Origin of the sequence: Thalassospira sp. MCCC 1A02491 (genome assembly GCF_001613785.1) — a bacterium.
In the GTDB taxonomy this organism is placed as follows: Bacteria; Pseudomonadota; Alphaproteobacteria; order Rhodospirillales; family Thalassospiraceae; genus Thalassospira; species Thalassospira povalilytica.
Map to the genome: position 1 here is coordinate 52,534 of NZ_LPVX01000004.1, position 23,808 is coordinate 76,341.

Sequence of the window (23,808 nt, forward strand, 5' to 3'; positions counted from 1 at the left end):
TCCTGATGGGTTCGATCGGGCTTGGAGGCAGTTTATCCGTTTTAAGACAGGACCAAAATACCCAAAAGAAAAGCCCGCCACAGGGGAGTGGCGGGCTTTTATGATCAGCTTTGTTTCGGCTATCCGCCCAGTATCGAGGGGACGAACAATGTCAGGACCGGCACAAAGATCAAAAGCAGAATACGAATGATCTCGGCCCCGAAGAACGGCATCACCCCGCGGAAGGTCTGGCTCATGGGGACACCCTTGGCCAGCGCGTTGATGATAAAGACGTTCAGTCCGACCGGCGGGGTTATCAACCCCAGCTCCACGACAATGAGTGCAAGGATACCGAACCAGATTTTAAGGTCCTCGGTCCCCATGCCATAGGCCGCGGTCGCCGCCGTTGCCCAGTCGCCACCATTGATATCAACAAGGGCAGGCCAGAAGAACGGGATCACAACCACAATCATGGAAAGACTTTCCATGAAGCATCCAAGCAAGATCAGCGCCATCAGCATCAGAACCATGATCAGCCACGGGTCAAGACCACTGGTTGCGGCTGCTTCTGCCATATAGGCCGGAAGGTTCGCACGGCTGAAAAAGCCCTTGAGGATTTCCGCACCCAGCAGGATGAAGAAAATCATCGAAGACGTAATCGCCGTATCCTTAAGCGATTGACGCAGGCCTTCCCATGACAGGCCGCCTTTGCCTTTCCAGCGCATATAGGTGCCGTAAACCAGGATCGCGAACACCCCCACACCGGCGGCCGGGGTCGGCGTGAACAGACCGGCACCAAGACCCAGAATGATTGATCCGAAAATCACCATCACCGGGATCAGACGCAGCAACGCTTCCTTGCGTTCGGCGGGCGGCATCGGTTCGGGTTTCGGGGCCAGCGACGGGTTCAGGCGGACCTGAATAGCGATCACGGCCATAAAGAACACAACGGCAATCAAACCCGGAATGATCGCGGCCTGGAACATCTGAATGATCGATGCTTCGACCGTGACGGCATAAATCACCAATGCGACCGATGGCGGGATCAGAATGCCAAGCGTTCCGCCAGCTGCCAGCGTACCGGTTGCCAGCCGCGGCGAATATTTCAGACGATCAAGTTCCGGAAGGGCAACCTTGCCCATGGTCGATGCGGTGGCAAGCGATGATCCGCATACCGCACCAAAGCCGGCACAGGCACCAATGGCTGCCATGGCAACACCACCACGGAACCGGCCCAGAATGGCATTCACCCCCTGGAACAGGTCGCGTGACAGATTGGCCTGACTTGCCAGATATCCCATCAGAACAAACAGCGGAACGACCGACAATTCATAGTTCGACACAATCCCGTACAGCAGCGATTTGAACTGCTGAAGATAGGGGTCGAAACGCAGGAACGGGAAAAACAGGCTCAGCACATAGTTGCCGCCAATGCCAACGCCAACCATGGCAAGGCCGACGGGAACACGCAAAGCCAGAACGAAAAAGAGAACAGCAAGGCCACCAAGGCCGATCAATTCGCGCTCAGACATCGGCCTCTCTTTCGAAAATCTGACTTCCGGCAATAGCCGCCCACAGGAACATCGAAATGATGCCCGGGACATAGAACGGCCAGATGGTCCAGCCGAGAATTGCCGAAAGGGTATTGTCGCCACGAACCTCGATCAGGCCATTGACCATCATATAACCAAGGAACAGCGCCAGTCCGGTCATGAGAATGCTTGAAACCACGTCAATTACGCGGGCAAACCCGTCCGGGAACATTTTGATGAACACATCAACGGCAACGTGACCGCGATGTGCCTGGCAGTAGGGGAAGAACATCAGGGCAGCCGAGCTGACAATCATGCTGACGAAATCTTCATAGCCGATAATGGCCGGAAAGTTGGCGTCAAACAGCCGGGCGATCTTGTCCAGACCAAAGGCGGTAACGTTGACAATCGTTACAACGGCAATCAGCAGGGCAAGCAGGCCACCGATAACGGCGAACCATGATGCAGCCTTGTAGAGCACGTTTTTCATATGTCTTACAATCTAGAGGGCAATCTAGCGGGAAAAACAGGGTCACGCATCGGTATGATACGTGACCCCACAAGATTTTCCAGTAACTTGATATCGTTACTTGGTATGGGCCAGAACGGCTGCTTTTGCGTCTTCGACGAGTTTCGCGCCGTCGATGCCGTTGGATTTGGATTCTTCGATCCAGCGATCAACGACCGAGGCAGCGGCATCATCGAAGGTCGCTTTTTCAGCGGCGGTCAGTTTGACAACCTGACCCTTGCCTTCGTTGATCATTTTCTTGCCGACTTCTTCAACATTGTTGAAGACATCGCCGATTTCGGCTGCGAAGTCGCGGCCGGAGTTGCGATCGATGATTTCCTTGAGATCATCCGGAAGGCTTTCGTAACGATCCTTGTTCATTGCAAACAGGAAGGTCGAGGTGCCAAAGCGCGAATTCACGCCTTCGCCTTCAACAGAATAGGAAATCAGTTCAGCCAGTTTCAGCGGCGGAACAACTTCGAACGGAACCAGACCGCCATCGACCACGCCAAGCGACAGTGCCTGCGGCAGGGCCGGGACCGGCATGCCAACCGGCTCTGCACCCCAGGATTCAATAACCCAGGAACCGGTACGGGTCGGGGTACGCAGTTTCAGACCTTTGACGTCATCAACCGTGCGGACTTCCTTTTCCGTCAGATGGATGGCCTGACCGGCATGGACGTGAACCGCCAGCGGGTGGATGTCTTTAAGGTCTTCGGCGAATTCGTCCTTAAGATCCCACATCGCAAGGTTGGTTGCGCGCGCGTCACCAAGATGCACGCCCGGCAGTTCGAAAACTTCGATGCGCGGGAATACGCCCGGGGTGTAACCCGGAAGCGTCCAGACGATGTCTGCAACGCCGTCACGAACCTGACGGTACAATTCCGGCGGGTTGCCGCCAAGCGACATGGACGGGAAGATTTCAAACTTGATACGACCGTTTGATTCTTCTTCGATTTTCTTTGCCCACGGCTCAATCATTTTGGACTGTGCCGGTGCCTTCGGACCCAGGAAATGGTGGATCGTAAGCGTGACTTCCTGTGCGTGTGCGCCGAACGACACCATGGTCGCAACAGCTGCACCCGCAAGCAATTTGGTGATGTGTTTCATTCTTCCTCCTTTGAACGTCTTGTCGCGGTCATGACGCCGACAAACGTTTCAGCCATGATGCGCATCTAGCGTGCGAAGTTTTCCAAGATACTTGGTTGTTGTTTTTATTATTATTTTTGGAATGGCCTGCGTTTGGTGCAATTCTGCCATACCGAATTGGAACCAATCTAATGGGCACGTGATGGTTATGTATAATGATATGTCCGCACATTTTCATAACCAAACGATTATGTATTAAGGCCTGAATGGGTTGCGTGATGCAGTGCCGCTTCTTCGCGCACAGCATTGATCAGCATCTCGACAGGCGGTGAAATCGGCGAGTCAATCCGGGTCGTCAACCCGACGGGTCCAAAAGTGTCACTGGTATCTATCGGTAATTCAACAAGATGGCCCTCGGCGATGTCAGATGCAACAGCCCCGTTCGAGATGATCCAGATCGCATCGGTTTCGCGCGTAAAGGCGCGCCCGAATGATGTTGAAACCGTTTCGATCCGGTCGGGAAGGGCACCGATGCCATGGGCAATCAGCATTTTGTCGACCGTCGGATGAATGATCGCATGTTTGGGCGGCACCAGAACGGTGAATTCGCGGATACGCGTAATGTCGGGGTTTTCATCGGTCAGCAACGGATGCCCCGGACGCGCCACCAGCGAAATATGTTCCGAATATAAATGTATGAATGACAGGCCAGACATCTGATCGGGTTCGGCCAGTCGCCCGACCACAAGATCAAGCTCACCAACGCGCAATTGTCCCATCAGCATGACGTTCGGCCCGGCAACCACCTTGACCGTTGTATCGGGACTGAGGGATTTGAACCGGCGGATGGCATTGGGCATGACGCTGGCGGCGACGGTTGGCAATACGCCAAGATTGATCGAAAGACCGCCCTGCATGCGGACCTGGCTGATGCTGTCGACACCCTGGCGAAGGGCGGTGACGCTGGCCCCGGCATATCGCAGGAAAACCTTGCCGAAATCGGTCAGGGTCACGCCGCGTTTGGACCGGTCAAACAGCCGCGCATCAAGATGTTCTTCAAGTTCGCGGATGGTCTTGGAAACGGCGGGCTGAGTGATGGATAGGGTGTCGGCGGCCTTGACAACGCTGCGCTGACGCGCGACTTCCAGAAAACAGGTCAGATGACGGAATTTAATGCGTTGATCAAGCATGTGTGCCTACGTCGCGTCGTTGTAGAATAAAGTAATCAGAATACAATGCATAATTATATAGTTATGCAAAATACGCAATTCCTCATTTTACATAACCAAAACCATCTGCGAAATTGTGCGCAAATAAGCAGGGTGGAAACGACATGAGTCTACAAGTCGCCCCGATCAACGGGACACATATCCATTACAGCCAGTCCGGGCCGAAAGACGCGCCTGTGCTGCTGTTTTCGAACTCGCTTGGTACCGATCTGCGCATCTGGGATGATGTTGTTGCGGCATTGTCTGACCGCTTCAACATTGTGACCTATGACAAGCGCGGTCATGGATTGTCAGGCATCGGTGATGCGCCATATGACATTGCGCTGCATGCCAATGACCTGATCGGGCTGCTTGATCATCTTGGCCTTGGCAAGGTGATCATTTGCGGCCTGTCGGTTGGCGGACTGATTGCCCAGAAAGTCACGCAATTGCAGCCCGAACGCGTTCGCGGCCTGATCCTTTGTGATACTGCCCCCAAGCTTGGTGATTATAACGGCTGGAATACCCGGATCGAAGCCATCAAGGCCGACGGGATTGATGTTCTGGGCGATGCGATCATGGAACGCTGGTTGTCGCCGACGTTCCGCAAGGACCGTCCGCTTGAAACCGCGATGTATCGCGACATGCTCGTGCGCACGACAGAGGCCGGCTATATCGGCACCTGTGTGGCGCTGCGCGACGGTGATTTGCGCGAAGCGGCGGGCAAGATTGCGGTTCCGACCTTATGTATCTGTGGATCGGATGACCTGGCGACACCGCCCGATGTGGTGCGCGAAATGGCGACCATGATCCCGAATGCCGAATTTGAATTGATTGACGGGGTCGGGCATTTGCCCTGCATCGAAACCCCGGAATTGCTGACCCGGTTGATCGACCGATTTACCAAGGAGAAGAACCTTGTCTGAGAGCCGGTATGACATTGGCATGAAAACCCGCCGTTCCGTTCTGGGCGATGCGCATGTGGATCGTGCGTCAAAAAACATCACCGAAATTGATGAAGGTTTTCAGCGCTATATCACTGAAAATGTCTGGAATGGTGTCTGGACCAGCGACACATTCACCAAACGCGAACGGTCCATCGTTACCATCGCCCTTCTTGCAGGGCTTGGTCACGAAGAAGAACTCGCCATGCATATCCGGGCGACTCTGAATACCGGGGCGACACGCGATGATATCCGTGAAACCCTGATGCATGTTGCGGTCTATGCCGGCGTTCCCGCCGCCAACACGGCATTCCGCATCGCCAAACAAGCCTATGCCGAGATCGACGCGGCATCCAAGGGAGAGTAAGTTAAATGTCCGTTTTCAAACCGCGTGACTGGGGATCCCACGCCCCGTTCATTGCTCCGGGCTACAAATCCACCATTCTGCGTGGCCCGTCGCGCCCGCCGCTGGCGATCAAGTCCGGCCTGACCGAAGGCACCGGACCGCGTTTTGCCCCGGCCAGTGTGCGTGCACTTGATTTCGACCTGACCAAAAACGGGATCACCAACGGCGAACCGCTTGGCGAACGCATTGTGGTGCATGGCCGTGTCATGGATACTGATGGTCGCCCGCAGCCGAACATTCTTGTCGAAATCTGGCAGGCGAACGCGGCAGGCCGTTATGTGCACAAGGTTGATCAGCACGAAGCGCCGCTTGATCCGAATTTCCGCGGTTCGGGACGCTGCATGACCGATGAAAACGGAAATTACAAATTCTATACCATCAAGCCGGGGGCCTATCCGTGGGGCAACCATTTCAATGCCTGGCGTCCGAACCATATTCACCTGTCGCTGTTTGGTCCGGGCTTTGCCACCCGCCTTGTAACCCAGATGTATTTCCCGGGTGATCCGCTGCTTGAACTTGATCCGATTTTCCTGGGTACCGAAGACCCGGTCGCACGCGAACGTCTGATTGCCAAATTCTCGATCGACAAGACCGAGGAAAGCTTTGCGCTGGGTTATCAGTTTGACATTGTCCTGCGCGGACGCAACGGCACCCCGATGGAGAATTAAGTCATGGCATATGGTGAAACCCCTTCACAGACGGTTGGTCCGTATTTCGCCTATGGCCTGACAGCAGGTCAGTATGGCTATGATTTTACCGATATCGCCGATCCGGTTGTTGCCGGCCCGGATGCCAAGGGTGAACATATCCGCATCACCGGCACTGTGTTCGATGCCGAAGGCAATCCGGTCAATGACGCGATGATCGAAATCTGGCAGGCCGATGCCGACGGCGTTTACAGCGAAAAGCCGGTCGATGTTGCTGATGCCGGTTTCCGTGGTCTTGGCCGGTGCGGCACGGGCACGGATGCCAAAAACCGTTTCTGGTTTGATACGGTCAAGCCGGGCGTCGTTGCCGATGCCCAGGCCCCGTTTGTCAATGTGATCGTGTTCATGCGCGGCATGCTTGTTCACGCCTTTACCCGTTTTTACTTCGACGACGAAGCTGAACTGAATGCCACGGACACCGTCCTGCAATCGGTTCCGGCAGATCGTCGCGACACCTTGATTGCCAAGCGTGTCGAAACCCCAAGCGGGATCGAATACCGGATCGACATCCACATGCAGGGGGACGCGGAAACCGTGTTCTTCGACGTGTAGGCCGATCTGGTCCGATGGCTGCGTCCGCTGCTTTGGGGAAAGCCGGCGGTCGCAGCCATCGATCCGATTTCCCGCATGATGCGGGGCTGTTGCCCCGAATTTGTTTTGTTCTGTTTTGGTTTGATACCACAGGAGTTTTACCGTGGTTGCACGTTTCATGTCGCTTAAAGAGGCTGTCGCGTCCTGCGTTAAGGATGGCGACACCATTTCGATGGAAGGCTTCACCCATCTTATCCCGCATGCTGCCGGGCACGAGATCATCCGTCAGGGGATCAAGGATCTGACCCTGATCCGCATGACGCCCGATATGATCTATGATCAGCTGATCGGTGCCGGATGTGCCAAAAAACTGATCTTCTCCTGGGGCGGTAACCCGGGTGTTGGTTCGCTGCATCGTCTGCGCGAAGCGGTTCAGGAAAGCTGGCCGCACAAGCTTGAGATCGAAGAACATTCCCACGCGGCGATGGCCAATGCCTATGACGCCGGTGCGGCCGGTCTGCCCTGTGCGGTGTTCAAGGGATATCGTGGTGCGGAACTGCCGCGCGTAAACCCGAACATCAAGTTCATCAAATGCCCGTTCACCGGCGAAAGCCTGGCCGCGGTTCCGTCGATCCGCCCGGATGTGACGGTTGTTCACGCCCAGAAAGCCAACAAAAAGGGCGATGTCCTGTTTGAAGGCATCGTTGGTGTGCAGAAAGAAGCCGTTCTGGCCGCCAAGAAATCCATCGTGACGGTCGAAGAGATCGTTGATGATTTCGGCGATATCTCGTCAAACGCTGTGATGCTGCCGAACTGGGCGGTTACCGCGATTGTTGAAATCCCGGGTGGGGCGCATCCGTCCTATGCACAGGGGTACTACAAGCGCGACAACGCGTTTTACAAGGCATGGGATCCGATTGCCCGCGATCGGGAGGCCTTCCTGGCCTGGATCGAAGAACATGTCATGAATGGCGGTCCCGAAGATTTCGCGGCCAAGCGTGAAGCAAACAAAGGCTAAGCGGAGAAAAGATCATGGTTGAATATACCCCGACTGAAATGATGACGGTATCCGCCGCACGCGCGCTTAAAAACGACGATGTGTGCTTTGTTGGTATCGGTATGCCGTCTGCGGCCTGTAACCTGGCGCGTCTGACCCATGCACCTGACATCACTCTGATTTATGAAAGTGGCACGATTGGCACCAAGCCCGACGTTCTGCCGCTGTCGATCGGTGATGGCGAGCTGTGCGAAACCGCTGTGAACACGGTTCCGGTGCCCGAAATGTTCCGCTACTGGCTTCAGGGCGGCAAGATTTCGGTCGGTTTCCTTGGTGCAGCCCAGCTTGATAAATATGGCAACATCAACACCACCGTGATTGGTGATTACGACAACCCCAAAGTCCGTCTTCCGGGCGGTGGCGGTGCGCCGGAAATCGCAACCAGCTGTGGCGAAGTCTTCCTGGTGATGAAACAAAGCAAACGCGGTTTTGTCGAAAAGATCGATTTCGTGACGTCGCTTGGTCATGGCAAGGGCGGTGATGACCGCGCGTCCTATGGTGTGGATACCAAAGGTCCGTCGCGTCTGATTACCGATCTTTGCATCATGGAACCGCATCCGGTCGGCAAACAGTTCATCGTGACGTCGATCCATCCGGGCGTAACCCGCGAAGAAATCATCGAAAATACCGGTTGGGATGTTGAGTTTGCCGACGAAGTCGCCGAAACTGCGATCCCGTCCGAGAAAGAATTGCAGGTTCTTCGTGAACTGCATGCTCGTACCGCCAAGGCCCATGCGGGTCAGCAGTAAGAGTAATAACAAGGATCTTAGAAATGGCTGACGCATATATTTGCGATTACATCCGTACCCCGATTGGCCGCTTTGGTGGCAGCCTGTCACAGGTACGTGCCGACGATCTTGGCGCGGTGCCGCTCAAGGCACTGGTTGAACGCAATCCCGATCTTGGTTTTGGTGCTGTTGACGATGTGGTATTTGGCTGTGCCAACCAGGCAGGTGAAGACAACCGCAACGTTGCACGCATGTCATCGCTTCTGGCCGGATTGCCCGAAACCGTGACCGGAACCACGGTCAACCGTCTGTGCGGTTCGGGCATGGATGCGATCATCATTGCCGCACGCGCGATCAAGGCGGGCGAAGCCGACCTGATGATTGCCGGTGGCGTTGAAAGCATGTCACGCGCACCGTTCGTGATGCCCAAGGCAACGTCGGCGTTTTCGCGCAATGCGGAAATCTATGACACCACCATTGGCTGGCGGTTCGTCAATCCGGTGATGAAAAAGCAGTACGGCGTGGATTCCATGCCCGAAACCGGTGAAAACGTTGCCGAAGATTTCAACATTTCGCGCGGGGATCAGGATGCCTTTGCCGTGCGTTCACAGGAAAAGGCCGTCGCTGCCCAGCAGAACGGGACCCTTGCCCAGGAAATCACCCCGGTGACCATTCCCCAGCGCAAAGGCGATCCGGTTGTGGTGGATACCGATGAACATCCGCGTGCGGGTACCACGGTTGAAACCCTTGCCAAATTGCCGACCCCGTTCCGCGAAGGCGGTTCGGTAACCGCGGGTAACGCATCGGGCGTCAATGACGGGGCGGCTGCCCTGATCGTGGCATCCGAAGCCGCGGTCAAGAAATATGGCCTGAAACCGATTGCCAAGGTTGTCGGTGGTGCGACGGCGGGTGTTGCGCCGCGTATCATGGGCTTTGGCCCGGCACCGGCATCGAAAAAGCTTCTGGCACGTCTGGGCTGGACCACTGATCAGCTTGATGTGATCGAACTGAACGAAGCATTCGCATCCCAGGGTCTTGCGACCCTTCGTGATCTTGGCATTGCCGATGATGACGCGCGTGTGAACCCGAATGGCGGGGCGATTGCCCTTGGTCATCCGTTGGGCATGTCGGGTGCACGTATTGCCGGTACGGCTGCCCTTCAGCTTAAACGCACGGGTGGCAAATACGCATTGGCGACCATGTGCATTGGTGTCGGTCAGGGGATTGCGATTGCGCTTGAAGCAGTCTGATCCCGGGAACGATTTGCCCATGAGTTGAAAGACGCCCCTGTGCGCTCAGATGTTTCTGAACGGGCAGGGGCTTCTTTTTGCGTTGTTGACCAACCCGTTGCACAGCGCGACACTATGAATTCGCACCTGATTACCATGGTGGATTTGACCTGATGACGATTTCGCCTTTTGACTCGGCCCTGCTTGGTGGGCTGTTTTCCGATCCGGAAATTGCGGCCCTGTTTGATGACCGGGCACAGATTGCCTCGATGTTGCTTTTTGAATCTGCCCTTGCCGCGGCAGAAGCCCGCGCAGGTGTCATTCCGGGGGAAAGTGCCGCACGGATTGCCGAAGTTTGCCGCGATTTCAATCCGGACCCGGCGTCTTTGGCGGCGGGAACGGCAAGTGCCGGTGTGCCGGTCCCGGCCCTGGTCAAGGCGTTAAAGGCCGAGATTGGCGGTGAAGATGCCCGGTTCGCCCATTTCGGTGCCACCAGTCAGGATGTGGTTGATACCGCACTGGTATTGCGGTTGCGCGATGCAATCGGCATCATCCGCCGGCGCATTCGCAAACTGGCCAGATCGCTTGCGGCCCATGCCGATGCACATCGCAAGACCGTGATGATCGGGCGCACCCGTTCACAACAGGCTGTTCCGACAACATTCGGCTTAAAGGCTGCCGGTTGGTTGGCTCCGCTGGTGCGGATCGACCGGCGGATCGACAGCTTGGCGGCGGATTTGTTGCGTCTGTCCTTTGGCGGGGCGGCGGGCACGCTGGCATCAATCGGGGCAAAGGCCGCCGATGTCGAAAGCAACCTGGCCGAGGAACTTGATCTTCCGGCATCTGACATGCCCTGGCATGCGCAGCGTGATGTTCTGGTGGATTTCGCAAGCCAGTTAACAGCGTTAACCGGCGCGCTTGGCAAAATGGGTCAGGATCTTGTTTTGCTGGCGCAATCGGAAATCGCCGAAGTCCAGCCGGGCAAGGGCGGCGGGTCATCCACCATGCCCCATAAATCCAACCCGGTGCAGGCCGAAATGCTTGTGACACTGGCACGCTTCAATGCCGGGCAACTTGGCGTTTTCAGCCAGTCACAGCTTCATGATCATGAACGTTGCGGATCAAGCTGGCTTCTGGAATGGCTGACCTTGCCGCAGATCATTATTGCGGCGGGAACGGCATTGGCGCAGGCCGTCGATATGGTGCCGGACCTTAAAATCAATACCGGGCGCATGGCCGAAAACCTTGAATTGTCGCGCGGGGCGATGCTGGCAGAAGCCGCGACCTTTGCCCTTGCCGACCATATCGGGCGTGATGCCGCGGACAAGCTGGTCAAGGACGCCATTGCCAAATCATCGGCAAACGGGTCGAACCTGTTTGATGAATTGCCCAAATTGACCGACGCGCCGGTAAACTGGGCACAGGTCGGCGATCCTGCAAACTATGTCGGGCAGGCGGATTTGTTCATCGATCGTGTTCTGGGAACGGCCAAACGCGGATTGCGGGACTGATCAAACCGGTTTCAAATTCAAAAGGCTGCCAGCGTTGGACCGTTGGCAGCCTTTTTTATGCGGGTTGGCCCGGTTTGCGCAGGCGCTTTTCAACAGCATAATTGTGGATCGGAACGCCATTGATTTCAAAGTCGCGCCGCTCGACCACGGAAAATCCCTGTTTAAGCAGGAAGGATTTGGCAAGTTCGCTGGCCTCGGAATAGAGCTTGCCGATATTTTGCGCATTGGCGGCGTTTTCAAGTTCACCATAAAGGCTGGCAACCACCCCGGTTCCCGCCACATCGGGGCTGGCATATAAAAATCCGATATGGCCATCGGGTTCAACATCGCCAAAGGCAACCGCACGATCATTCTGATCAACGGCGACCAGGCAATAGCGCCCGTCGGTCATCAGTTTTTTGAACTGATCGGGATTTGGTTGCAGGCTGGCCCAGATCGCCACCTGTTCCGGGCCATATGATTTCGGGCCGAGTTCGGCGACCGCCCGGGCATATATGTCGGTCATTGTCGCGGCATCTTCGTCGCGAAACCGGCGAATGGTGATCATTGCGCTGATCCCCATGCGGTATCAAAGAACCGGACTTCAAGTTCCGTTGCCCGCGCAAAGAACGAAAGGCAGCCGTTGCGGTCCGATGCCGACAGGGTGGGGCCAACCTGATCAAGCTGATCATTCAGATAGCCAACCACACTTTCAAAATACGCACCGACATGAAGATCAAGCCATTCGGCATACCAGAAATCCTCGGGACGCTCTGTCAGGGACCGGTTGACCCGGTCCGCCCAGCCAAGATAGGTGCCTTCGGCCACGGCAAGTACGGCCAGCATATCGGCATAGCTGGTACCATTGGCAGCATCGGCCATCAATTGTTTGAAATCGCTTGTGGCAGGCCAGTCGGGCTGTGTTGCGCGGGCTTCATCGGTAACGCCAAGTGCGACAAAGCATCGCTCGAAATAGGTGTTTTCAGCCCCGGTCAGAAGAGCCAGAAACTGGCAGCCGGGAATGCGGTCCTTCAATGTCGGGGCGCGCGATACCGCAGCAGCCAGAAGGGCAACAAACCGGTCGATAAAGCGATGATCCTGAATAAGATAGTTTTCAAGATTGCGTTTGGGGATTGCCGCCTTACCCCAGGCATCCGTGAAGGGATGATGCGTGACGCGATTCCAGTTTTCAGCAACCGATGCCTTGAGCCAATCTGAAAATCTGCCGTCCGGGTTGGCGTGCTTCCATTCGGGATAATCCGGGGCGGATGAAGCCGCAGCAGGCTGGGGGATATCGATCGTCACGGCACGGTTCCTGATGTGTTTTGATGTGTTTTGATTTTTCCCCTTTTTACATGCCGCTCATATAAGGGCAATAATCCAAATCACATGTCTTCGAATTGGCCGCCAATTGATCATTATCAATGTAAATCAATACATAGTGATATAATGCTCGTGTGATCTTACTGCGACGGCCCAAGGAGGATGTCATGGCAAATGTCGGGATGATTGATCGTGTATTGCGTGCCTGTGTCGGTGCGTTTCTGATTGCCTTGCCGCTGATTATGGCAACACCCGAACAGGGGATGGTGGCCTATGGGACATTCGGCTGGGTGATGGTTGCAGCCGGGATTGTCATGTTATTGACCGCGGCCTTCCGGTTTTGCCCGCTTTATCTGTTGCTGGGTGTTCGGACCTGTCCGCTTTCGAAATAACGTGCGGGTTGCTGTCAGTCTTCTGCACATGACAATTTTCTGTTCAAGCGGTTGCAACGACCGCGCTATAGTGGCATCCGTATCAGTTAAGGTGTTCTGCGCATGTCCGTTTTGACGGGCAGATTGCGGTACGCCATCGGCAAGACATAACGGAACAGAAAAATGAAACGCCTGAGCGACGACCTGACGGTATCCCCGCAATTGCCACTTGATGCGATCGACGAGATTGCCAAGGCCGGTTACAAGACCATCATCTGTAACCGCCCGGATAATGAAGACCCGGGCCAGCCATCCTTTGCCGAGATTGCCGCCAAGGCCGAAGCCGCCGGCATCAAGGCAATTTTCCAGCCGGTCGCAAGTGGCAATGTTTCGGACGCCGATGCCGACGCATTTGCCGCCAATCTTGCCGCGGCGGAAAAGCCGATCTTTGCCTATTGCCGGACTGGCACGCGTTGCACGATCCTGTGGTCACTGGCCAATGCCGGAAATCTGCCGGTTCAGGACATTATCAAATCTGCATCCGATGCCGGTTATGACATGTCGCCGCTATTGCCGCGCATTGCTGCGCGCGCCTAAGTGCGGCTGTCCGTTTATTGACCTTTATGCGATGGGAACGGTCCCCATCGCATAAATGCGCGGCACGCCTGCCAAAATTGCACTATCGCATTTTTGCAAATCATGTCGATATGACAGGACGGTATGATACCGTGTGTCAGATTTTCTGCTGTGGGTGTGACTTTGAATACGCGTGAAAAGGCCAAAATTGATATCCGGTTGGCCGTGCCTGGCGACATTGATGCGCTGTGCGAAATTGAAGATCAATCCTTTGAAATTGACCGGCTGAACCGGCGCGCATTCAAACGCTTTGTCGGAAGCGAAACCGCGCGTCTGTGCGTTGCCTGCACCGATGACGGCGTGGTTGGCTATGCGCTGGTGATTTTCCGGCGCAATGTCGCGCTTGCCCGTCTTTATTCCCTGGCGGTATCGCCGCAATGGCGCGGGCAGGGGATCGGGCAGCAATTGATCACCCGGGCCGAAGAACTCAGTCTTGATTTCGGTGCGCCAATCCTGCGTCTGGAAGTCAGTCAGAAAAATGATCGCGCCATTTCGCTGTTTCATGCGGCGGGTTACCGCGAATTTGCGCTTTATCCGGATTATTATCCCGATCATTCCGACGCGTTGCGCATGGAAAAGGTATTGGTGCCCAATGCCCTGCGTCTGCCATCCCCCATTCATTTCTATCACCAGACCTTGCCATTCACCTGTGGCCCGGCGGCCCTGATGATGGCGATGAATGCGCTTGATCCGTCACTTGAACTTGATCGCAATCTGGAAATTGCCCTGTGGCGCGAAGCAACCACCGTGTTCATGACATCGGGCCACGGCGGATGTGGTCCGCTGGGGCTGGCATTGGCGGCCAATCGTCGCGGATTTGGTGCCGAGGTGCTAAGCAGCCGCGACGGGCCGCTTTTTGTTGATACGGTGCGCAAACCCAAAAACCGCGAAGTGGTCGAACTGGTGCATTATGATTTTGCCCGTCAGGCCCAGGATGCCGGCATTGTGGTGACGACCGGACCGTTTGGCGTGGCCGAAATCGAAGAACGCGCCAAACAGGGCAAGATGGCGCTGGTCCTGATCAGCCAGTACCGCATTTACGGTGACAAGATCCCGCATTGGGTCGTGGTGTCGGGCTTTGATGACCGGTTTGTCTATGTGAGTGATCCCGACATCGGCGATGATCACGAACCGTTTAATGGCAGTGATTGTTTGTCGGTGCCGATCCTGCGCAACGAGTTTGATCTGATGGCCAGATACGGGCGCGACAAGCTGCAAGCCGCCGTCTTCATAGACAAAAAGGCCGGGTAAACCCGGCCTTTTTTATTGTGCGATTGAGAATTCAGGGGCGGGCAATCTTGCCCAGAAGATGCGCAATGATGCGGCGATAAAGCTCCATGCCCAGAACCACGTCCTCGACCCCGGCATCGACATTGGGGTTGTCGTTCACCTCGATCACCATCGGGCCATGCGGGGTTTCCTTGACATCCACACCATAAAGTCCGTCGCCCATAAGCCGGGCCGCGGCAAGGGCGGTTGCAACGATATCGGCGGGCGCATCTTCAACCGCAAGCGTTTCAAACCCGCCTTCCTCGAAGCTTTTGCCGTCATCTTCATGTTTGACGATCTGCCAGTGGCCCGGCGCCATGAAATAGCGGCTGGCAAAGATCGGCTCGCCGCCAAGAACACCGATACGCCAGTCAAAGGTCGTTTCGACATATTCCTGAATGACCAGAAGTTCCGAGTTCTTGAACATCTCGGTCGCGACTTCATTAAGGTGTTCGGGTGATTTCACCTTGCGCACCCCGCGCGAGAAGCAGCCATCCGGAACCTTGAGAACCGACGGGAAGCTGAATTGCTGACCGATTTCGGCAATGCGGCGCTTGTCAAAAATCGCACTTTTCGGGGCCGGGATACGATGGGTGCGCAGCAACTCGGCCAGATAAACCTTGTTGGTACAACGCAGCATCGAGTCCGGATCATCAATCACCGGAATGCCTTCCTTTACCGCGCGTTTGGCAAAGCGATAGGTGTGGTGATCAAGGGCCGTTGTTTCGCGGATCAAAAGTGCATCAAATTCCGAAAGATGATGGAAATCCTTGGCCGTGATAAGTTCGGCCTTGGCGCCAAGATCGGATGCGGCCTGAACAAAGTTTGCCAATGCTTCCTTGTCTGACGGCGGCAAAACTTCGTCCGGGTCATGCAGGATCGCGACCAGTGCGGTCGGCGGGGTGACGTTGCCCTGCTTGCGCACACGTCCGCGCAAATAGGCGCGAAGGGCTGCTTCAAATTCGGCAAGGTTGCTGTCATCAAGCTGGCCAAGGGACGGGGCTTCGATTTCGCGCAAAATCTTGCGGTCCTGCTTGTTCAGATGCAGGCGCAGGATCGGGCAGCGGAACTGGTCAAATGCCCGTTCGGCGATCTGGCGGAACCGTTTGTCGGCGGTGCGCCCGAAATAGACATCAATATGATCCGGTGCCTGTTCCGGGCCATGGCCGGATTTTGCCAGCGCATCAATGATCTGCGGGCTGAGTTCCGAACGCGCGGTTTTCTGAAGACGTTTCCAGTTAAGGTCCAGAAGCACATCTGCCTCGGGAATGACACGTTCGGCACGCGCAGCAGCCAGAAGGCTGCAATAATAGCCGCGCGACAGATATTCATAGGATTGGCACAGGTTGATCACACGGCGGTTGCGCACCCCGTGATCAAGCGCAAGATAGTCACGCACCCGCATGACGCGCGCACCCGAAACAGCAAAACGCTGATCGGACAGGCGATCAACAAGGATCAGTGGTGCACCGGTGGCAACCGCCGGGGTGACATCGGTCTGGCCGTCATAGAGCGCATGTTCAAGGCGAATGCCGTCACCGCCATCTTCGTAATAGCCCGGAAGATCGGCGACCTTCTGATAGCCGTGGCGCTCATACAGATTGCGCGCGGTGTCGTTTTGAACCCGCACTTCAAGGCGCATACGATGGCAACCGGCATCCATTGCCAGATTCTCGAGCCCCGCCAGAAGCTGTGTGCCAAGACCTTTTCCGCGCCATTCCTGTGAAATCGCAAGCGAGTAAATCCGGGCGACGACCGCATTGGCCCGCAACAGCAGCAATCCGTATCCGACAATGGCCGGTTTATCGGCATCGCCGGCATCCGCAACAAGCAGACGCGCAGATGCCTGACGCAAGAAGCGCGAAAAAGAGGCGCGCGAAATCAGGTCGCTTTGAAAATTGGCGGTCTCAAGGGCGCAAAGCCCATCAAGGTCGGCACGTACTGCGTTGCGAATAATGACGGTATTGGTCTGGGTCGAAGCCACGAGACGGACCTCCTGCGATTGGATGTGATGCATATGTTGCGCGCAACTCCCGGTACGCTCAAACCAAAAAGCTCACAAGTGCGAATATTGTTCACAGCCATGCCATTTTTTCATGGGAAGTGGCACAGGTGACACTCGACCTGTAAGATGAATGAAAATATGGTGTTTTCAGTTCGCTGTTTTGAAAATAACAACAATTCTGTTTGCAACAATCCCTGATGGGATCAAAGGGTATAAAAGAACGCCAAACGATGTTAACTGGCGTCACCTGACCGGACACAAAGCACAAGGGATATGACGTTTGACAAGCCGCATCCGCCGCAAATTTGGATCATATGGGCGATCTGCTGCGATCGTTCCGCTCTTGATGGCGGGAACGATGCTGGCTGCGTGCTCATCTGACGAAGGAATTGGCGGGCTGGATTTCGGGTTTGGCAATGGCGAATCACAAGCCCCGGCTGATCTGCGCACCACCATCCCCTATGAGGTGCAACTGACCGGCATTGACGATCATGAAGAACAGCTGATCGAGGCATTGAACGCGGTCAGTACCGCGCGCCGGTTGCAGTCACGCCCGACCGCTTCGCGTGCCGGACTGCAACGCCGGGCCGAAGATGATGTTGAACGGTTCCAGGCGGTTCTGCGATCCAACGGATTCTATGACGGCCAGATCACGTTCGAGATCACCGAAAAAACCGGTGATGACGCGCCCGTCGAAGAAAACGGCAATCCGGCGGGCAGCGATAATAATGAAAATGATGATATCACCGCAAATGACACGGTGAATGGCACCGCATCGCAAGACACGGTTGATGAAGCTGATAACCGCGACAATGGTGCAAACGGTGATAACGGTAATAATGGTGAGAATGGCGATGGCGCACCCACACCGCTTGTTCTGACCTATATGATCGATACCGGTGCGCCATATCTGATTGCGTCGGTTGACCTAGTGATTGTGCGCCCGGACGAAGTCGTCGAACGCCCGGCAACCGATGCCGAACTTGAAAGAACCCGCCTGCAAATCGGTCAGCGCGCCACGGCGGAACCGATCATTCTTGGTGAACAATTCGGTGTCGATATCCTGCGTGATCAGGGCTATCCGCTGGTCAAGGCGACCAAGCGCACGGTGATGGCCGATACCGCACAGAAAACCATTTCGATCAAATATGCCTTTGAAACCGGGCCAAAGGCCAATTTCGGCGCGGTCACGGTCAATGGTGCAGACGAGGTCGATCAGGATTTCATCGCGGGATATCGCAGCTGGCGGGCCGGCGAACAATACAGTCCCGAACGGGTGCGCGAAACGCGGCGCGATCTGGCGCAGACCAACCTGTTTGACAGTGTGATCGTCAAGGTCGCAGGCCCGGTCGGCGAAAGCGGCGAGATCCCCGTTGAAATCAATGTGGTCGAACGCAAAATGCGGTCAATCGGCGGCGGGGTTGATTTTTCGACCGCGGATGGCCCGGGCGCCAACGCATTCTGGGAACATCGAAATCTGTTCGGTGCCGGCGAACGGTTGCGGCTTGGTGCCGATGCCTCAAGCCTTGAACAGGGTCTAAGTGCGGAATTCAAAAAGCCGCAATTCCTGCAACGCAAACAGGCCCTGGTGGCCGAGGCGAATGCAAAAAACAATGATACCGATGCCTATCAGGGTGCAACGGTTGACAGTTTTGTCGGTGTCGAACGTCCACTTGGTGAAAACTGGTCGACGACCCTTGGTGTGACGGCGGAATATTCCGACCTGACCGGGTCGGATTCCCCGAACGAGGAATTCTACCTTGCCGGTTTGCGCGGTATCCTGCGTCATGACAATACGGACAATCCGCTTGATCCCACGCGCGGAACGCGGTTTGAAATCAATGTGTCGCCCTATATGGGGCTGACCGATCATGATACCAATTTCACATCGGTGTCGCTGTCCGGGTCGCAATATCTTTCGATTGATGATGACGGGGATTATGTTTTGGCCGCAAGGGCGCGGACCGGGACAATCATTGGCGAGGAACGCGGCAATTTGCCATCGAACAAACGCTATTATTCCGGTGGCGGCGGGTCGATCCGTGGCTATGAATATCAGAAAGTCGGCCCCCTTGATGATGATCATGATCCGCTTGGCGGGCGTTCGGTTCTTGAACTCGGTTTTGAATTCCGTGCCCGGGTCACCGAAAGTTTCGGCGTCGTGCCGTTTGTCGAAGGCGGCAATGTCTATGCGCGCAGCGAACCCGAAGACATTTCCCTGTTATGGGCGGCCGGTCTCGGTTTCCGGTATTACACCGCCGTCGGGCCATTGCGCTTTGACGTTGCCGTGCCACTTGATAAGCGTGAAAACGTCGATGATGACTATCAATTCTATATCAGTCTGGGGCAGGCATTTTGACCAGGTCTGAACTTCCGTCAGAGAATAAGCCGCATGAACATGAACGCCGTAAACCAGCCCTGAAATGGGCCCGTTACGGTGCGTTTGGTATTGGCGGCACCGTCCTTGCCGTGGCTGCTGTTGTCGGAATTGCCGGGACCGGACCGGTGTTGCGTGCATTGACGCCGATGATCAATGAAACGGTTTCAGCTGCGACCGACAGTTCATTTGAGCTTGGCCGGATCGAGGGCAGCGTGTGGACCGGGCTGACACTTGATGGTCTGCGAATGGAACGCGCGGCAGACGGCTTTCACCTGGGTCTTGACCAGGTCGATTTTGACTGGTCGCCACTGGCCCTTTTGGGCGGGAAATTGCAAATCAATCAAGTTGGTTTGCAAACGGCCAGCATCGTGCTTCCTGATGGCAGTCTTCCCGATACCCCCGATGACGAAACACCCGATGAAAGTGGCGGGTTCAGTTTGCCGCTTGCTGTGTCGGTTGATGCGATTGATCTTCGCGAAATTGCGCTGGTTGAACCGGTTTCGGGCAAGGGATTTTTATACAGCCTTAAGGCCAATGGCGCGATCGGCACCAATCTTTCGGCAACAGCTGCGGTGAATTTGCAGCCACTTGATGGTGGCAGCGATCAGCTTGATGTCGATCTTGATTTTGATGGTCCCAAACAGCGACTGTCGGCCAGAATTGACGGGGAACTGGGCCGCGAAGGTGTGGTCATGACCCTTGCGGGGGTGACGCCCGATATTGCACCCGATGTACGCATCAAGCTTGCCGGGGATGGCCCGGCCGATGACTGGAATGGTAAACTTGAACTGACCGCAGGCGGTTATGCGGCGCTGACCAGCGATGTCGGTGTGCAATTGTCATCCGATGTTCTGGCCTTTTCGCTGGATGGCGGGGTTCAGTCATTTGACCGTATTTCCGGTGATTTGCCCGAACCGCTAAGGGGGGATATTGCCCTTGGCATTGGCGGGGCATTCAATGCGGATGATCAAAAACTCGCCCTTCATCGCATCACGGTGGCGATGGCAGATGTGCTTGATCTGTCGGCAAGTGCAAATCTTGATCTGGCTGAAAACCTGATTGCCGCACGGCTGGATGGCGATATTGATCCGGTCTTGTCCGGACTGCTTGATGATGTGGTACGCTGGGGGCAGGTTGCGCTGTCGGTCGAGGCCAATGGCGATCTTGCCATGCCCGGTCTTGTCGTTGCGATTGATGGTCAGGATGTTGCAACACCGGTTTCGACGATCGCACGCATGCAAGTGCGCGCCAACATGCCGGCATCTGATGGGGACGGGCCGGTTGCGGCAAGCCTTGATGCATCGACGTCGGGCACCGTCTGGCAAGACATTGATCTTGGTGCATTTTTGGGTGCGGATCAGGAACTTTCGCTCGATGCGCTGGTAAATCCGGATTTTTCGAGGATATCAGTCGGCAAGCTGGTGCTGACTGCGCCGCAAATGTCGGTTAACGGTTCTGCTGAAATTGATGAAACATTTTCGCTTAACAGGGCAAAGCTGGTCGGTGATGTTGCCGATCTGTCGATCTTTGCGCCGATTTCCGGTCTTGATCTTGGCGGGCAGGGGCAGGTTACGCTCGATAATCTGAGCTGGTCGGAACAGGACGGTCTGAAAAGTGATGTGACGGTTTCGGGCACGCAAACCACGTTCGGGATTTCCGATCTTGACCGGATTGTCGGACCGTCCCCGACGATTTCTGGCAAGGTTGCACTCCTGCCCAATCTTGATCTGATGGTTGATCTGGATGTGGTAAATGCGGCAACGCTCAAAGGACCGGTCAAAGTCGACATCACAAACGAATTCGAACGTCTTGCTGTTACGGTCGATCTTGATGTCGCGCCGGGTACGGTGCCACCCGATATCGGGGTGACGATTGCACCGGCAAAGCTTTCAGTGCGTCTGGACGGGGATATTGCCGCCCCGCCTGGTCAGATTGACCTGCGGGTGCCAAATGTCAAAGCCGGCGGCCAGCGCATTGATAATGTTGTGTTATCGAGCCGCATGTCATGGCCTGATCAGGCGGTATTGGCGCTGCGCAATAGCGGTTCGTTCAATCTGGGCAAGCATGCCTATGACATCGCGGCGAATGTGCGCCTGCCGGAAAATGATCTGTTGATCAGCGACATTCTGTTGCGCGGTGAATTTCTGGATCTGGGCGGCGAACTTGTTCTGCCGGGTTATGCCGTCCCGATGAAGGGCAGTCTTGAGCTAACCAAGCTTGATGCCGAAATGCTTGGCGATTTCGGGGTGCCCTTTGCCAATGGAACGATCAGTGGCGATATCGGCTTTGTGCCGGAAGACGGGCTTCAAACCGTCACGCTGTCGGCCTTGGCCAAAGGGTTGCGTATTGATCAGCAGCCCGATGGCAATCCGGCAATGATCGAGAATGTGAATATCGCCGCGACAATCCGTGATGCCTTTGCCCAGCCCGATATCAAGGCCGATATTGATGGCAAGGATATCGTCTTTTCACCCGTCGCCATTGATGACGTTACCATCGGGATTATGGGTGGGCTGGATGCCTTTGACGTCACGATGAACACGACCGGATTTTATCAGGGCAATGTCCCGATGTCGGCGGATTTGGCTGCGAATATCGGGTTGGGGGATGATATCCGTGTGGTCGCGGACAAGTTCGACTTTGCGCTTAGTGACCAGACCATCAAACTGCGCCGTCCGTTGCAATTTGTCATGGCAGCGAACGGTCAGCAAAATCTGGATGCTGATGTAACCGTCGGGTCCGGTCGTCTGGTGGCAACGGTTGCGCAGGAAGCAGGTCAGAAATCAATAGCCGGTGACCTTTCGCTTGATGATGTCGATCTGGGGCCATGGGGCCGCATTGCCGGGTATGACGGGCTAAGCGGTGTTGCAAATCTGTCGGCCAACTTGCGCGAGACCAAGGGCACTTTGCCCGTGGCCGCGGTCAAAGGTCGGATCAGTGGCATTACCGCAAACACGGTCAAGGATATGGAGCCGTTCGAAATGGTTCTTAACCTTGATCTTGCCAAGGGGATCCTTAACGGGACGGCCAATCTTGGCAATCGCGATGTCAAAATCCTGTCGGCGCAGGGAACAGTCCCGCTTGCGGTTTCGGTCCTTGCACAGAATTTCAGTCCCGATCTTGCCGCACCGGTATCGGCAAGTGTGCGGATGAATGGCGAAATTGCCGAATTCTGGCCCTATGTGCCGGCGCCGGATCATCAGGTATCGGGCACGATCAATCTGGAACTTGATGTTGCCGGAACACTTGATGATATCGGCTGGAAAGGCAATCTCGGCCTGTCTGACGGGCATTACGAGAACCTTGTTTATGGTACGATCCTTGAACAGGTTACGCTTGCGGGCGAATTTGATCAGAACGGGCTTTCGATCCCGTCAATCACCGCAACTGATGGCGGCAACGGCAAACTTGATGCATCGGTTGACCTGACGATGAAGGATGGCGGCGAGGCGGCCTATGACGTAACCGCCACCTTGCGCAATTTCGCCCTGTCGCGGGTCGATGAATTGCAATTCTGGGCCGATGTTGACACCAAGGTTACCGGCAATCAGGAAAGTGCCGATATCGAAAGCACGGTTACCGTTCAGCGTGGCGAGGTGGATTTGTCGCTCGCGCTGCCGGAATCGGTTCCGACGATCGAAGTCGCCAATCTGCCAGACGAGGAAGAAAAGGAAGAAGCCCGCAAGGCAGCTGAAAAGGATAACGGTTTTTCCGGTAATCTTGACGTGACTGTCGATATTCCCGGCCGTCTGTTTGTGCGCGGCAAGGGGCTTGACTCCGAATGGGGCGGGCGTCTTGAAATTTCGGGCACCACCGATGATCCCAGCATTGTCGGTCAATTGTCCGCCTTGCGCGGGCAGCTTGATATCATCGGCAAGACATTCGTCATCAAGGATTCCAAAATCACCTTTGCCGGGGGATCACCACCCGATCCGATGCTTGATATCAAAGGCGTCTATAGCACGGCCGATCTGGAAGTCACCGCCGGGTTCCAGGGGCCGTCAAGCGATCCGGAACTGGTTCTGACGTCGGTGCCGTCCTTGCCCGAAGATGAAATTCTGTCCCAGGTCCTGTTTGGCAAATCCCAGGGCAGCCTGAGTGCTGTCGAAGCCGTGCAGCTGGCCAGTGCGGTGAACGAGCTTTCAGGCGGGGGCAGTGGGCTTGATGTGGTCGGAAGTGTCCGACGCTTTATTGGTGCCGATGTGCTTCAGGTCGGGGGCGGTGAAAACGGGCCTGAGGTCAAGGTCGGCAAATACCTGACCGAGGGGGTCTATGTCGGCACCAGGGCCGGATCAACACCGGGATCAAGCGGGGTTGAAGTCGAAATCGAAGTCACACCAAATATCAGCGTGACCAGCGAAACCACCGAAATCGACAGCAAGGCGGGTGTTCAGTATCGGCTGGATTACTAGGTCG

The 23,808-nt window shown here is 55.7% G+C and carries 20 protein-coding genes; 13 read left to right on the forward strand and 7 right to left on the reverse strand.

Annotated features, from left to right (window positions below; all coding sequences use genetic code 11):
- Window positions 1–119: 119 nt before the first annotated feature.
- From AUQ42_RS02380 to pcaQ, 4 genes are all read right to left on the reverse strand, one after another.
- Window positions 120–1,511, reverse strand: a complete 1,392-nt coding sequence (locus AUQ42_RS02380) for a TRAP transporter large permease (RefSeq protein WP_068517359.1) — start codon at window positions 1,509–1,511, stop codon at window positions 120–122.
- Window positions 1,504–2,001, reverse strand: coding sequence for a TRAP transporter small permease (locus AUQ42_RS02385; protein ID WP_068517360.1), 498 nt, complete (start codon window positions 1,999–2,001; stop codon window positions 1,504–1,506). The genes AUQ42_RS02380 and AUQ42_RS02385 overlap by 8 nt, the downstream gene beginning before the upstream one ends.
- 96 nt (window positions 2,002–2,097) lie before the next feature.
- On the reverse strand, window positions 2,098–3,129 hold the full coding sequence (locus AUQ42_RS02390; protein WP_068517361.1) for a TRAP transporter substrate-binding protein: 1,032 nt from the start codon (window positions 3,127–3,129) through the stop codon (window positions 2,098–2,100).
- A gap of 227 nt (window positions 3,130–3,356) precedes the next feature.
- Window positions 3,357–4,298: a pca operon transcription factor PcaQ gene (gene pcaQ / locus AUQ42_RS02395; RefSeq protein ID WP_068517362.1), complete on the reverse strand. Its 942-nt coding sequence runs from the start codon at window positions 4,296–4,298 to the stop codon at window positions 3,357–3,359.
- A 143-nt stretch (window positions 4,299–4,441) separates the two neighbouring features.
- Here pcaQ and pcaD point away from each other — a divergent pair, with 143 nt between their 5' ends.
- The 8 genes from pcaD to AUQ42_RS02435 all read left to right on the forward strand — a co-directional run bounded on the left by pcaD (window position 4,442) and on the right by AUQ42_RS02435 (window position 11,429).
- Window positions 4,442–5,242, forward strand: coding sequence for a 3-oxoadipate enol-lactonase (gene pcaD / locus AUQ42_RS02400; RefSeq protein ID WP_068517363.1), 801 nt, complete (start codon window positions 4,442–4,444; stop codon window positions 5,240–5,242).
- A complete protein-coding gene (gene pcaC, locus AUQ42_RS02405) occupies window positions 5,235–5,627 on the forward strand; it encodes a 4-carboxymuconolactone decarboxylase (protein ID WP_101246371.1) in 393 nt (130 codons plus the stop codon). Before pcaD ends, pcaC begins: the two co-directional genes overlap by 8 nt.
- 5 nt (window positions 5,628–5,632) lie before the next feature.
- Window positions 5,633–6,334 carry a protocatechuate 3,4-dioxygenase subunit beta gene (gene pcaH, locus AUQ42_RS02410; protein ID WP_068517365.1) on the forward strand — a complete coding sequence of 234 codons (702 nt, stop codon included), beginning with the start codon at window positions 5,633–5,635 and terminating at the stop codon, window positions 6,332–6,334.
- 3 nt (window positions 6,335–6,337) lie between these two features.
- Complete coding sequence (gene pcaG, locus AUQ42_RS02415; RefSeq protein ID WP_068517366.1) at window positions 6,338–6,925, forward strand: protocatechuate 3,4-dioxygenase subunit alpha; 588 nt, start codon at window positions 6,338–6,340, stop codon at window positions 6,923–6,925.
- A 142-nt stretch (window positions 6,926–7,067) separates the two neighbouring features.
- Window positions 7,068–7,922 (forward strand): CoA transferase subunit A, encoded by an 855-nt coding sequence (locus AUQ42_RS02420; RefSeq protein ID WP_068517367.1) that lies wholly within the window; start codon window positions 7,068–7,070, stop codon window positions 7,920–7,922.
- 14 nt (window positions 7,923–7,936) lie between these two features.
- Window positions 7,937–8,710 (forward strand): CoA-transferase subunit beta, encoded by a 774-nt coding sequence (locus AUQ42_RS02425; RefSeq protein WP_068517368.1) that lies wholly within the window; start codon window positions 7,937–7,939, stop codon window positions 8,708–8,710.
- A 23-nt stretch (window positions 8,711–8,733) separates the two neighbouring features.
- Window positions 8,734–9,939: a 3-oxoadipyl-CoA thiolase gene (pcaF, locus tag AUQ42_RS02430; protein WP_068517369.1), complete on the forward strand. Its 1,206-nt coding sequence runs from the start codon at window positions 8,734–8,736 to the stop codon at window positions 9,937–9,939.
- A 152-nt stretch (window positions 9,940–10,091) separates the two neighbouring features.
- The gene (locus tag AUQ42_RS02435; protein WP_068517370.1) at window positions 10,092–11,429 is read left to right on the forward strand and encodes a 3-carboxy-cis,cis-muconate cycloisomerase; all 1,338 of its coding nucleotides are present in this window, start codon (window positions 10,092–10,094) and stop codon (window positions 11,427–11,429) included.
- 55 nt (window positions 11,430–11,484) lie between these two features.
- Here the strand turns inward: AUQ42_RS02435 and AUQ42_RS02440 are convergent, their stop codons facing one another.
- A complete protein-coding gene (locus tag AUQ42_RS02440; RefSeq protein ID WP_082817695.1) occupies window positions 11,485–11,976 on the reverse strand; it encodes a GNAT family N-acetyltransferase in 492 nt (163 codons plus the stop codon).
- Window positions 11,973–12,713, reverse strand: coding sequence for a TenA family protein (locus AUQ42_RS02445; protein ID WP_231856660.1), 741 nt, complete (start codon window positions 12,711–12,713; stop codon window positions 11,973–11,975). The genes AUQ42_RS02440 and AUQ42_RS02445 overlap by 4 nt, the downstream gene beginning before the upstream one ends.
- 185 nt (window positions 12,714–12,898) lie before the next feature.
- Here AUQ42_RS02445 and AUQ42_RS02450 point away from each other — a divergent pair, with 185 nt between their 5' ends.
- From AUQ42_RS02450 to AUQ42_RS02460, 3 genes are all read left to right on the forward strand, one after another.
- Window positions 12,899–13,123 carry a DUF2892 domain-containing protein gene (locus AUQ42_RS02450; protein ID WP_068517372.1) on the forward strand — a complete coding sequence of 75 codons (225 nt, stop codon included), beginning with the start codon at window positions 12,899–12,901 and terminating at the stop codon, window positions 13,121–13,123.
- A gap of 162 nt (window positions 13,124–13,285) precedes the next feature.
- Window positions 13,286–13,699 carry a TIGR01244 family sulfur transferase gene (locus AUQ42_RS02455; protein ID WP_068517373.1) on the forward strand — a complete coding sequence of 138 codons (414 nt, stop codon included), beginning with the start codon at window positions 13,286–13,288 and terminating at the stop codon, window positions 13,697–13,699.
- Window positions 13,700–13,861: 162 nt separating this feature from the next.
- The gene (locus tag AUQ42_RS02460) at window positions 13,862–14,989 is read left to right on the forward strand and encodes a peptidase C39 family protein (protein ID WP_231856661.1); all 1,128 of its coding nucleotides are present in this window, start codon (window positions 13,862–13,864) and stop codon (window positions 14,987–14,989) included.
- A 31-nt stretch (window positions 14,990–15,020) separates the two neighbouring features.
- Here AUQ42_RS02460 and AUQ42_RS02465 read toward each other — a convergent pair whose 3' ends face one another.
- Entirely contained in the window at window positions 15,021–16,991 is a 1,971-nt protein-coding gene (locus AUQ42_RS02465; RefSeq protein WP_156480806.1) for a GNAT family N-acetyltransferase, read from the reverse strand.
- Between the two features lie 301 nt (window positions 16,992–17,292).
- On the opposite strand from AUQ42_RS02465, the gene AUQ42_RS02470 reads away from it, so the two are divergent.
- Together AUQ42_RS02470 and AUQ42_RS02475 are read left to right on the forward strand one after the other, a co-directional pair.
- Window positions 17,293–19,371: an autotransporter assembly complex family protein gene (locus tag AUQ42_RS02470; RefSeq protein WP_231856662.1), complete on the forward strand. Its 2,079-nt coding sequence runs from the start codon at window positions 17,293–17,295 to the stop codon at window positions 19,369–19,371.
- On the forward strand, window positions 19,368–23,804 hold the full coding sequence (locus AUQ42_RS02475; protein WP_068517375.1) for a translocation/assembly module TamB domain-containing protein: 4,437 nt from the start codon (window positions 19,368–19,370) through the stop codon (window positions 23,802–23,804). Before AUQ42_RS02470 ends, AUQ42_RS02475 begins: the two co-directional genes overlap by 4 nt.
- The last annotated feature ends 4 nt before the right edge of the window (window positions 23,805–23,808 follow it).